Origin of the sequence: Paracoccus sp. 22332 (genome assembly GCF_052045125.1) — a bacterium.
GTDB lineage: Bacteria > Pseudomonadota > Alphaproteobacteria > Rhodobacterales > Rhodobacteraceae > Paracoccus > Paracoccus haematequi_A.
The window spans coordinates 1-11,549 of record NZ_JBQEOI010000063.1 but is presented as its reverse complement, the minus strand read 5'-3'; the positions used below and the strand labels follow the sequence as shown (position 1 = coordinate 11,549).

Annotated in this window: 13 protein-coding genes and 1 pseudogene; all 14 read right to left on the bottom strand. The window is 62.4% G+C overall.

Annotated features, from left to right (window positions below; genetic code table 11):
• Nucleotides 1–68: 68 nt before the first annotated feature.
• Nucleotides 69–452, bottom strand: a complete 384-nt coding sequence (gene tnpA, locus ACTJI6_RS22365; RefSeq protein ID WP_377764646.1) for an IS66-like element accessory protein TnpA — start codon at nucleotides 450–452, stop codon at nucleotides 69–71.
• A gap of 777 nt (nucleotides 453–1,229) precedes the next feature.
• Nucleotides 1,230–2,714, bottom strand: a complete 1,485-nt coding sequence (locus ACTJI6_RS22360) for a TRM11 family SAM-dependent methyltransferase (RefSeq protein WP_440803848.1) — start codon at nucleotides 2,712–2,714, stop codon at nucleotides 1,230–1,232.
• Entirely contained in the window at nucleotides 2,714–3,898 is a 1,185-nt protein-coding gene (locus ACTJI6_RS22355; protein WP_440803845.1) for a DNA methyltransferase, read from the bottom strand. Before ACTJI6_RS22355 ends, ACTJI6_RS22360 begins: the two co-directional genes overlap by 1 nt.
• Entirely contained in the window at nucleotides 3,898–4,110 is a 213-nt protein-coding gene (locus ACTJI6_RS22350) for a hypothetical protein (protein ID WP_440803842.1), read from the bottom strand. Before ACTJI6_RS22350 ends, ACTJI6_RS22355 begins: the two co-directional genes overlap by 1 nt.
• A gap of 44 nt (nucleotides 4,111–4,154) precedes the next feature.
• Nucleotides 4,155–4,553: a hypothetical protein gene (locus tag ACTJI6_RS22345; protein WP_440803840.1), complete on the bottom strand. Its 399-nt coding sequence runs from the start codon at nucleotides 4,551–4,553 to the stop codon at nucleotides 4,155–4,157.
• The gene (locus ACTJI6_RS22340; protein WP_440803838.1) at nucleotides 4,550–5,875 is read right to left on the bottom strand and encodes a recombinase family protein; all 1,326 of its coding nucleotides are present in this window, start codon (nucleotides 5,873–5,875) and stop codon (nucleotides 4,550–4,552) included. The genes ACTJI6_RS22345 and ACTJI6_RS22340 overlap by 4 nt, the downstream gene beginning before the upstream one ends.
• 89 nt (nucleotides 5,876–5,964) lie before the next feature.
• Nucleotides 5,965–6,411 (bottom strand): annotated as a pseudogene (locus ACTJI6_RS22335) (DUF2924 domain-containing protein); the annotation flags it as partial.
• A gap of 196 nt (nucleotides 6,412–6,607) precedes the next feature.
• The gene (locus ACTJI6_RS22330) at nucleotides 6,608–8,290 is read right to left on the bottom strand and encodes a DEAD/DEAH box helicase family protein (RefSeq protein WP_440803836.1); all 1,683 of its coding nucleotides are present in this window, start codon (nucleotides 8,288–8,290) and stop codon (nucleotides 6,608–6,610) included.
• Nucleotides 8,291–8,301: 11 nt separating this feature from the next.
• Entirely contained in the window at nucleotides 8,302–8,931 is a 630-nt protein-coding gene (locus ACTJI6_RS22325; RefSeq protein WP_440803835.1) for a hypothetical protein, read from the bottom strand.
• 2 nt (nucleotides 8,932–8,933) lie between these two features.
• Entirely contained in the window at nucleotides 8,934–9,830 is an 897-nt protein-coding gene (locus ACTJI6_RS22320; RefSeq protein WP_440803833.1) for an ATP-binding protein, read from the bottom strand.
• A complete protein-coding gene (locus ACTJI6_RS22315) occupies nucleotides 9,827–10,120 on the bottom strand; it encodes a hypothetical protein (protein ID WP_440803832.1) in 294 nt (97 codons plus the stop codon). Before ACTJI6_RS22315 ends, ACTJI6_RS22320 begins: the two co-directional genes overlap by 4 nt.
• A gap of 176 nt (nucleotides 10,121–10,296) precedes the next feature.
• Nucleotides 10,297–10,908, bottom strand: coding sequence for a sigma-70 family RNA polymerase sigma factor (locus ACTJI6_RS22310; RefSeq protein WP_440803830.1), 612 nt, complete (start codon nucleotides 10,906–10,908; stop codon nucleotides 10,297–10,299).
• Nucleotides 10,909–11,071: 163 nt separating this feature from the next.
• Nucleotides 11,072–11,335: a hypothetical protein gene (locus tag ACTJI6_RS22305; protein ID WP_440803828.1), complete on the bottom strand. Its 264-nt coding sequence runs from the start codon at nucleotides 11,333–11,335 to the stop codon at nucleotides 11,072–11,074.
• A 35-nt stretch (nucleotides 11,336–11,370) separates the two neighbouring features.
• Nucleotides 11,371–11,549: ATP-binding protein (locus tag ACTJI6_RS22300; RefSeq protein ID WP_440803850.1), on the bottom strand; the 179-nt coding region annotated here is incomplete at its 5' end.

Below are 11,549 nucleotides of genomic sequence, written 5' to 3'. Positions count from 1 at the left end.
CTCGATGCCCTTGCGCATGTCGGTCACCCCGCAGGCCAGATAAACCCGGACACCGGTGCCGGGCCCGATCATGCCGCCTCCACCACCCGGATCAACCGCGTCAGCGCGGCCGCATCCAGCATCGGGTCGAAGCGCAGGCACCGGCCATTGGCCAGCTGAAGCTCAATCAAGGCGGGGCGCTGCGGCGCTTGATCTTCAGCCGATGGATGCGCCGCCAACGCCGCCGGCGCGCTCAATTCCACCGGCAGGAACAGGGCCTCCGGAAGCGGGGAAAGCAGCCCCTTCTTCTTCAACTCATGCCGCCAGGCATAGAGCTGCTGTCGGGTCACCTCGTGGCGCTGCGCCACTTGCGTCACCGTCGCGCCCGCCACCCCGACTGACAGCACGATCCCGAGCTTCTCCTCGTCGCTCCAGCGACGACGCCGTTCCAGACCCAGAATGTCACCACGCATCGAAAGCCCCGCATAAGACACGTCGTTAACGACGTCGCTATGCACGTGTCTTAGCCGATCACCCCCACGCTCAGGCAGGCGGTGGAAATCGGGTGGTTACACTGCAACTGTCGTACCGCTTGCATCCAGCCCGCGCCCGCCGTTCCCCCCATACGTACTCTTCGCTCCAGGCATCGCGACGCCTACTCAAGGTGCAGCAGCTTTGACCGGATCCACGCTGGCGGGTGGCGCTGCTGGATCGGTCATTCGCCTAAACCGTGATAGTGCAAGGCACTTCTCTGGAGGTAGCGGGACCGCAAATGTAAGTGTGCCGGTTGCGACCATTGGCACAATGCGGTTTGGCGTATTTCAAAGAAAGTATCAGAGGCCGCGCGCCGAGTTTGACCTTCGCATGCGTTATGTCTCAAACCTTGGCGCCTATGAAGTACCTGCATCCAGCACCAATATAATGGTCTACGGGTACGCGCCTGGTGAATCTGGCCACGGTGATGTGAGGATGGTCGTGCCGGCTGCTCCAGCGCGCGCCATCCGCGATCATGCCGCAACACAAGGTTTCCACCTCCCGGCCGCCAATGATCCGATGATCCTAGAGTGGCCCACTCCATCCGACCCGACATTCAAGGCGACATTCATCGATGCAGCTGAGCCGCTCTTCGCCACTGTTGACGGAATGCTTTCCGCTGCTTCAACGAGTGGTGCGCTAGTCGGGCAAGGTGCGTGCTGGTTGCCTGCGGGTATCTCGCCGCAGTGGTGAACTAAACAGGCGACAAAGATGCACTACTCCTTCCGAAGAATGATCATCGTCTCGGCAGCAACCGCATTGCTCACATGATATCCATAGCGACGATAGGTTTGCAGCGGGATGAGTTCTTCAACTCTCCAGCCTACGGACTCCGCCAGTCTAGACAAATGTAATGGGGTATCGATGTCGTGGCGAACACCCCCAATTGTCGTGTGGTTGTGACCCACAATTAGAGCGTAGGGAGCCCCCTCCTTCATTACCGTATTCACCGACCTGAAGTTTGCCTTCATCGACGCGAAGTATCTGTAGAGTAGCGCCGGGACGGCGCGCCTCCGAAATCCGTCGCCTTCACCGAGCAGATTCTCCAGCTTGACGCAAAGCTCGTACTCTTGATCAGGCAATTCAGCCTCGTTTGCAGCGAGCAATTGAGGCAGTTCACGCCTTGAGTTTCCGCGAAGCTCTCTGCTTCCAATCAGTGATGCCTCGAGCTCGAGAATCTGATCAGGCGCCAGGAGATCAAGCCAAACTAACGAAAGGCGCTGCGTGTCAATATATGGCAGTGCCATAGCATATGGCGGGCTAGTGATTGCGGCGTCGAATTTCGGTATGCTGCAGTCTGCTGTTAATTTGGATGCGTCACAAAGTATCGCCCGACCAAGAGGTGCCCGCGCCCCAATCAGTTCTCGCGCAGCAAGTATCCGATCCATGATCTGTGGAAGCGCATCCAAGAGCGCTGATGTGAACGTTTTTAAAGGGAGCGGCGAGGATCTCCTCCGGATCCGCAAGTCCCTTGGATCCTGTTGCGAGTACTCACGAAGGAGATTGCTAGCTACAGACAAGAAGATTGGCGACAGTTCTCCAGCGACATCGACGATTGTGGCACGAACGCCTTCGATTTCGTCGAAAATTTCGGGATCAAACCATTTGAGAAGGTACTCTCGGCGCGCATCCGAAGATTTAGGGGCGGTCTTACCTTTGGAAGATCGCAGCTGCGTTGAGATACCTTTGTGCGCATTCTGCAGTTCACAGGGCTGTACCGACAACCCAAGAAGCTTTGCATTCGATAGGAATACCGCAAGCGGATTTATGTCGGTGCCGATCGCGTTGACGCCCATATGGCAGCACTCGACAAGGGTGGTGCCGCTACCACAGAACGGATCAAGGATAGCTTGCTCAGGCTCTATTTTGAAGATGTTAAGAAGCGCTCTGGCGACTTGTGGATTGAACTTGCCTTTGTATTCATGGAGGCCGTGAACTGAATAACGTGTGGCCTGACGATTTTTCCCGTTTCGCGCGGTTTCCTCCAGCTGTGCTTGCACTGTTGAAATGAAGCCGGAACCATTCTCATAGCCCTTGAAGTAGGTTAGGCGTTTCAAGCCAGAACCTGAGGTTGCTGCGCGCAAGTCCAGGCCATCCGGCATTTCAGTGGCTTCTGGAGGGCCGATTAGCGACGTTACCTCTCGAGAGGCAAGCTCTTTCTCGTAGGGGTAATATTTGTAATCATGCCAGCGAAGACGCATCACTCGACCTCCTTTCGCAAGACCAAGACAGTTTCGGTCTTAATATTTGCGTGAGATAGGTTGAACGACTTTCGATTGGCTGACAGTATTCGCTCTGTCACGAAAAACGGCTTGAAACCCAGAGGCGCAGCCTCATCGGTTATGATTTTTGCGTTATCATATATTTTTCCATGAATCTTCGAGCGGCCGACCACGAAACTCGCGAAGCCGCCCTTGACTATGACGCCATCCAGAAGTGTGAGCGTTTGCCTCATTTGTCGCGCGAAGTCTTCAGCCGTGTGATGGTTTTTCTTGAAGAAGTGAGCTCGAGCACCAATCTCGTCAGCCTTGACTTTTAGTGGGTCATATCCAAGCCACCACATCCGATATTTGTGATAAAGCCAATACTCATAGGCGTTCGGGTAGGGTGGAGATGTCACAACCAGTCCGATCGGTCGCTCAATCACACTCGGTTCGACTTTCAGGATGTCGCTCTCAACAACCTCCACGGAGGTCAACGGGTAGTTTCGTTTCTGGAGAGCAGCATTGATGCGATTTACCGCGCGCAAGAAAAGCCTGGGAACTGTGGAAGGGTCCACGTCCTTCTTTACTGCCGCATATCGGGTATCGCTCTCCTGATTGGATACTCTGACAATAATACTCGAAAGCGCTAGCTTGAGCGCATCGCGGGCTTCACTTGGGGCGGCCACGATAGCCCGAGCAATCCTGTTGATCTCAACCTGGACGTTTGGCTGGAACCAGTGATCAAGATTCGGGATTTCGGGAATTTCGATGTCTGTAGTTTCTTCAGAACTTAAAGTAATCCGTGCCGCATGCTGCTCTAAATCAGTCGGGCAGGCCATGGTCTTTACGCGTGACATCAGGCAAGCGATAGGGTTCAGGTCGATTCCAACAGCAGGAATGCCTAGTCGTTGGCTTTCGACCAAAGTACTTCCGCTCCCGCAGAACGGATCCAGCACGGCACTGTTGCGAGGCAGCGGCAAATGGCTGATGAGTGCCCTTGGGATTTCGGAAATGAACTTGGCAGGGTAAGGGTGAACGCCCTCGATGTCGCTGTGACTACGCCTGTCAGGGAAGGCCCAATCAACTTCTGACAAAGATGATTTTGCTTTTGTTCCTGTATCTACGGAAGCGGGCCAGCTATTCGCTTCATTCAGGGAGGGTTCGTGTGTTCCGTGCGCCATTAGTTGTCTTCTCTTTGCGGGCGCACCAGAGGGAGCGAGCCTTGATCTATATTGGGTTCCATGCGGTTGAGGAAGTCGACGACCGCCTTTCTAGCAACCTGCGCCACTGGCGCGTCGTCACGATCCGCCAGGGCGAGCAACATGGCGTAGGCTCGCTCATCCAGGTTGATGGTTACCCTGGCGGTCTTCGTTCGTCCCTTCGGTCGTGCCATAGCATGTGTTTAGTGCAGCAAAAAACCGTCAGCAAGGCGTATCTTCACTTGATGCGCCTGCTGCAAAGGGAAGGTAACTGGCCGTCCCATTCTATCGGGAATGGTTCCATTACCCGCGCCAGTGTCACCTCCGGCCCTTGCTTCCCGTCCAGGATTGCCTCGACGATATCGGGCGCGAGCAGGGTCAGGCGCAGGACGCGGGTCATGTATGAGGGCGCGATGCCCTCCCGCTCGGCCAGTTCGGCGATGGTGGCGAACTCGCAGGATTCGAGCATCCTTTTCCACCGGAACGCGCGGGCTAGTGCCTTGACCAGCGTGTTGTCAATCCGCTGCGATTGCGTGGCGCCTTCGGGCATCTGCATCTCCTTCTTCCCGCCACGCTTCACGACCCGGAACGGGACGTGGAGCGTCACGGTGTCGGGGATGGGTGCGCCGCGTGTCATGCTGCGGCCTCGATGCCGCCGGTCAGCATCTCGCGCGCTAGGCTGCCGAGCCCGTCGACGCGGAGGCGCATGTTCAGCCCGTCCACGACGATGTCGACCCGCTCAACCAGCAGCGACACGATACGGGCCTGCTCGGCTGGGAACAGTTCGTCCCACAGCGGGTCGAGCCGCTGCAGCGCTGTTCGGGCTTCGGCTTCGCTGACGCCGTCGGCGTGGACGCGTGCAGCTTTCCACGTCCCCGCCACGATCTCCGGCTGGCGGAATACTGCACGGAGTTGGTCGATGACCGCAGCCTCGATCTCCCCTGCTGGCAAGCGGCCCACGGGGCATGACCCGGCACCGTGCTTCAGCACCGTCTGGCTGACGTAGTAGCGGTAGAGCCTGTCGCCCTTGCGAGTATGGGTCGGCGAGAACGCGGCGCCATCGGGACCGAAGAGTAGTCCCTTCAGCAGTGCGGGCGTGTCGGCGCGAGTCCGGGCGGCACGCTTGCGGGGGCTTTCCTGCAGGATGGCGTGGACGCGATCCCACGCTTCGCGGTCGATTATCGCGTCGTGCTCGCCGGGATAGCTTTCGCCTTTGTGGACCGCGTCACCGATGTAGGCGCGGTTGCTGAGCATCCGGTAGATGTATTTCTTGTCGATTCGGTTGCCGCGCGGGGTTCGGATGCCGCGCTTCGCAACCTCCCGCGCCAGTTCCGTGCAGGATCCGATCTCGAGGAAGCGGGCGAAGATCCAGCGCACATGCGCAGCGGTTTCTTCGTCGACCACCAGCTTCCGGTTCTCGACCCGATAGCCGTAGGGCGGCACCCCGCCCATCCACATGCCCTTCTTCCGACTGGCGGCGACCTTGTCGCGGATGCGTTCGGCCGTCACCTCGCGCTCGAACTGCGCGAAGCTGAGCAGGATGTTCAGCGTCAGCCGCCCCATGGACGTGGTCGTGTTGAACGACTGCGTGACAGAGACGAACGTCACGCCGTTCCGGTCGAACACCTCGACCAGCTTGGCGAAGTCGGCCAGCGAGCGGCTGAGGCGGTCGATCTTGTAGACGACAACGACATCGACCAGCCCGTCCTCGATATCCTCCAGCAGCAGCTGCAGGCCGGGGCGGTCCAGCGTCCCGCCAGAGATGCCGCCGTCGTCATATTGATCGCGGACGAGCACCCAGCCCTCGGATCGCTGGCTGGCGATGAACGCCTCGCAGGCTTCGCGCTGGGCGTGGAGCGAGTTGAACTCCTGCTCCAGCCCTTCCTCTGACGATTTCCGGGTGTATACGGCGCAGCGCAGCTTCCGGACGACCTTCGATTTTTCAGGCGGCTTCGTCATGTCTTCCGGCCCTCCGCTTGCGCTCCGGGCGTTCGCGGCTGCGAACGATCCACCGGATCGTCCGCTGGCCTGTGGCCACCGCCGCTCACCCCCCTGTGGTTCTTGAGCCCGAAGAACACCCAGCCGTTCCATCGCGTCCCGGTAATGGCGCGCGCGATAGCGGACAGCGACTTGTACGGCCGCCCCTGCCATTCGAAGCCGTCAGCGGTGACGGTGACGACGTGCTCGACCCCTTGCCATTCTCGCAGCAGCCGGGTGCCGGTGATCGGGCGGTCGCGGTCTAGACGCATGCCGCGCTTTTTCTTGTCGCCGCCGTCCAGTTCCTCGCCCAGCCGTTCCAGACGCCGTATCGTTTCGGGCTTCAGCCCGCCATAGGCGAGTTCCTGGATGCGGTATGCCAGGCGGGACTCGAGGTAGCGGCGGTTGAACGGTGGCGGCTCGCTGTCGAACAGGTCGCGCCACTGTTTCTTCAGGTCGGGCGTCGGCGTGGTCTTGAGCGCGGCCAGGCGCGCGGGGATGGGATCGGGCTTGTTCATGCATTTCTCCGGTGAGTTGGAGTTGCATGACGGCATTGGTCGGGCGGATAGTGTAGGCAACGTTCTCCAGTCTCGTCAGATACTTCGCCCACCTCCCGCATCCGCAACCGAACCAGCCCGAGCGCCAGCAGGCCGCACAGATCGGCGCGGCGTTCTGCGGGCGTCAGCTGGTCGGGCGGGAGCGGATTGGGGCGCTTCATGCGGCCGACCGCTCCGCCCGGCCAAGAACAGCGGCGGTTATCGCGCCACGGTTCCAGCGGAAGTTCAGGTGGCAGTTGGCGGCGTATTTCGACAGGCTGAAATCCAGCCCATTGGCCTCGTGCCCCGCGCGCTGCAGCAGGTCCATCTGTTTCATCGTCGCCGGGTCGTTCAGCCAGCGACGGCTCTTGATCGAGGCGGTCCCCGTCTCGGTGGCGCGCAGGAAATCGTCTGCGGCGGCGAGCGCCTGCACCCGGGTGCCGATGGCGAGCGGCCGGATCGCCCTGCCTTTCGGCTGTCCGAGCGCGTGCCAGAGCGCGCCATCATGGAACACCCCGGCCCAGCCATTGAACCCGCTCGCCATCATCGCTTGGCCGTCGCCATGCAGGTCGCACCAGGCGAATGGGGACCGCTCCAGCAGGTCGATCTCCATCATGTCGAAGGCGGTCAGCAGTCGGGCCTCTGCTCGTTCCCGCGTGAAGACGTGACCGCAGAAATCACAGACCGATGCTCCAAGCGGCAATTCGGCCTCACACGTCGGGCACAGTTTCCACGGTGCCTGGCCGGGCTCAGGATCGTCCTCGTCGAGGGTGATCTCCTGTTCGAGCGACCCGTGCCGGAGCGCCGCGCCCGCGAAGTCGAGCACGACGCAGTCGGTTTTCACGATGCCGGGAAAACGCGCGGGATCGACCCGCCGCAGGCCGCGACCGACTGCCTGGATGAAGGTGCCCTTGTGCAGCATCGGGCGCAGGATGCCGATGCAGCCGACGGGCTGGCTGTCGAAACCTTCGGTCAGGACCATGCAGTTCGTCAGCACCTGCACCTCGCCCCGGTCGAACCGGGCGATGAGGTCGGCGCGCGTCCGCGATGGCATCTCGCCCGAGATCGTCTCGGCGGTGACGCCGGCCGTGCGGAATGCCGCGGCAACCGCATCGGCATGGTCGACCGTCGCACAGAAGAAGATGGTGCGCCGGTCCGCTGCCTTCGCCTGCCAATGTTCGACGACGGCCTCGTTCAGCACCGAGCGGTTCAGCACCTTGTCTGCCGCGCGCATGTCGAAATCGCCGGCGGTGGCGCCGAGCCCCGCCAGTTCGTCCTCGACGCCGAGATCGATGGTATAGGTGCGCGGTGGCACCAGGAGACCGCGACCGATCAGCGTGCCGATCTTCAGATGATAGCCGACATTGCTGAAGGTGCGGCGCAGGCTGCGACCATCGCCGCGACCCGGCGTGGCCGAGAGCCCGAGCAGCTTGATCTCCGGATTGAGCGCCCGGGCCTCGTCGATAATGGACTGATAGCTTTGCGCCGCGGAGCGGTGGCATTCGTCGATGACGAGATGCGAGACCGGCGCCATCCGCTCGCGTCGGTTGGCGCGCGCCAGGGTCTGGACGCTGCCGAAGACGATGCGCCCGCCCCAGTCGTCCTGCTCGGCCTTGACTACCGAGGTGGCCAGTCCGGTGACATTGCCGATGGCGCTCCGGTTCTGGTCGATCAACTCGTCGGTATGCTGCAGCACGAGGACGCAGTCGTGTCTGCGGTGCTCCAGCTCCTCGCCGATGTAGAAACCGGCGATGGCGGTCTTTCCCGCCCCGGTGGGCAGGACCAGCATGGTGTTGCCATGTGCGGCGGTGCGGTCGCGGGCGGCATCGACGGCAGCCCTTTGATAGTCGCGCGGAATCATGGCTGTCCCCCTCAGCGTGCCCAGAAGGGCGCGGAGCCGGAGGACGGCGCGCCGGACTGACCCATGCCGTTGTCCGCAAGCTGCGGGCCCGAGGCGGTGAACTGACCCGGCTGCGGCGGCTGAGGCACGCTGCCCATCAGACGGGCGTATTCGGCATGGTCGGCGCCGAGCGCGGCCTTGATGACGTTGCGCCCGGTGTCGTCGGGCTTGTCCTTGTCGCGCTCGATGCCGATGCGCGCCACGAACTCCAGCCCGCTCAACTCGCCGAGGCTGCGGATCATCCGCGCGGCGCGGGCGGCGTTTGACTGGTCGTCGGCACGCACGCCGCGGGCGGATTCGAGGATGCCGCGGATCATGGCGCGCCCGCGGTTGCCGTAGGTGTCGTCGCCGGGACCGCCCGCAGCCTTTCCGCGAAAGCCGATGCGCGTGTAGATGCGACGCCGCGCGAACGGTCCTTCCATCACAACCGCCTCGGTATTGAGGTAGAGGGCTGGGCTGGTCTTGCTCTGGGTCAGCCAGCCTTCGGGGCCTGCGCCGCCGGGGCGGACGGTGAGGCAAACCTTGACCAGCGTGTTGGCCGGGATGAGGTCAAAGGCGGCGTCCTGCGTGTCCGCGCCGTTGAAATCCATGTCGCTCGCCATTGTCATGCTCCTTTCGTCGTCGGGGGATTGGGTGCGGTGGCGGCCGCGGGCAGATCGAAGTTCAGGCGGGCAGCGCCATCGGGGCGCGGACCACGGATCTTCGCCATGAGCCGCCCGAGATGGGCGGGCTCGATCATCGACAACCGGCCGCTGCGGTCTTTCGCAGGCAGGCCGAAATCGTTGATGGTGGTGCAGATGAACGCCCTGAACGGGTCACCCTTCTCGGGGCGCAGTTCGGTCAGGGTCACGACTTCGTCGACGATGCCGGGCAATTCGAGGCCGGTCTTCGATCCCTCGATCTGCATCGAGAAGAAGGGCTTGCCGAAGTCGTCGAGCTTGCGGTCGAGAAGACCGACCAGCCAGATGTTCTTGGCGGGCGTGTGCTGCAGATGCGTGAGCCAGCCGATCATCTCCTGGCCGAGCAACCCGTAGGTCGCGCGGAGATCCGGCTTGCCGGTGCGGTCGGACTGGGCCTGGGATTGGCCCTTGCACCACTGAAGGCAAATGCGAGAGGCGACGGAGATGCTGTCGACGAAGACCGTGTCGTACTTGTCCAGTTGGCTGGCGGGACCGAAGGCCGCGCAGACCCGCGCGAAGTGCCCGGGCCCATAGGACTGGTCGTCCCGCATGGCCGGGTTGGCGCCGCCGATCCAGGCGGCAAGATCGCGGGCGACCTCCCAGTCGCGGATGCGGATTTCGTCGCCGGGCCAGCCCTGCACGGCCAGTTCGCCCGCCTCGAGGTTCAGAAACAGCGTGCGCTGCGGATCGAGGGTCAGGAGTTGCGTGGTCTTGCCGATGCCGGAGGTGCCCGTGAGCACCCCCTTGATGCCGCGCGCTTCGCGCAGCCGTTCATCGGCGGTGATGATCCGGAGCGGCCCGGCGCCGAAGGGGGCGCTCACTTGCTGCCCTCCAGATCGCGCGCAGCGGCTGAAATGGCATTGTCTGCGCCACAGGCGCCCTGACAGCGCGCCATCTTCAGCACGTCGCCGAGCGCGCCGGTCAGGCGGTAGAGGTCGGATTGCTGTCGCGCCAGGGCGACAAGGGCAAACTCGATCTCGTCCACCGTGGCGCGTTCGATCGGCACGACCTGGTCCGGCCTGTCGAAAACCGCCGGGACGTCGATGTTGTCGGGAAGCATTTCCAGCCAGCGCAGTTCGCGCAGGCGCTTCAGAGGGGTAGTCTTGAACATGGTGACGCTCCGTGTTGTCGTCGGTTGCTGTCCAGGGATCGTCGGGAAGACTGCTGCCGGGCCTGACGCCGCCCTGGAGCTCGCGGTCGGAGTGTTTCCCCGCGTGGGGGTGTTGCATTCCTCCGAGGGCCCGGCATGAAACTGGCGGACCGGGTCATCGCCGGTCCTGTTGTCACCTACCGGCGAGCCTCCGAGACTGTCGGGGCGGTGCCGAGATATGCCGCGAGATCAAGCGCCTCGGCGGCCTTCCGGATGGTGGCAAGCCGCGCGTAGACGGTGCTGCGATGGATCCCGAGGGCTTCGGCCGCTTTCGTGGGCGACATGTCGATCAGCGCCAGCGCGAGGGCGCGGCAGGTCGGGGTCAGGCCAGCAAGGAGCCGCTGGACATCTCGCACCAGCCCGAACGCCTCGTCCGTTGCGCGTGTGACGGCGGCATGCGGCATCGCGCTGTCGGGCAGCGTTTCCGCGAGCGGCAGCATCTCGTCATCACCGCGCCCCTCGGCGGGACTGTCGAAGTCGATCCAAGCCCGCTCGGCCCGCAGCCGTTCGGTCGGCGCGGCCAGCGTGGCGATGCGGTTCGCCAGCACGCGGTCGGCGAAGGTGTCATACTGACCGCGAGCCGGGTCGAACTTCTCGTCCCGGCGATAGAGATGCAGCCGCAGATCCTGCTTGATGTCCTCGGCATCCATTCCGGGGACGGAGCCCGAGCGGGCCAGCCGTTCGGCGCGAATGGTGATGTTGCGGGAGACGCGCGAGCGCGCGTCGCAAATGGGGTGGAAACGCTCCATGAAGTTTCGCCTTCGTCCAGGTGGACGGGCACGCGGCCCGAGTGCCTGGCACCGGCGAAAATTCGTTGGAGGGCCTCGAAATCAGGGGGATTGGAGAAGCAAAAACCCCACGAAACCTAGCGGTTTCATGGGGTTGGGTGGGATGAAAAAAGTTCAGAAAGGATCAGTCGTCTTCGGCGAAATTTCGGTCGCGCTGGTCGGCGCGACCCTGACGCAGCGCACTTGCATCGACGAGGAAGCGTGCCGCGTAACAATCGTCCTCGGCCGTGAACGGATCGTCGTCGATCCCGAACTGCGCCCTTAGCGCGGCGGCGAGAATCTGGCGCTGCCGATCGTAGCCGCGCTCAAACTCCCCCAGGATAGCGACCACGTCGCGCGAAGGACGACGTCTGTTGATTTCCACCCAGAACTGAGCCGGCATTTCCATCGAGAAGTGAGCCACCTCTGACTATGGATTTCCGGTCATTCAGTGGTCAAGGCGTGATTGTTCTCCTTCTTTTGGCGCGCTGCGGCGGCTGAACTGGCTTTGAAGCGGAAGCTGTCGTTTCCGGTCTCCAGGATGTGGCAGCGGTGGGTGAGCCGGTCGAGCAATGCGGTGGTCATCTTGGCATCGCCGAAGACTGTGGCCCATTCGCTGAAGC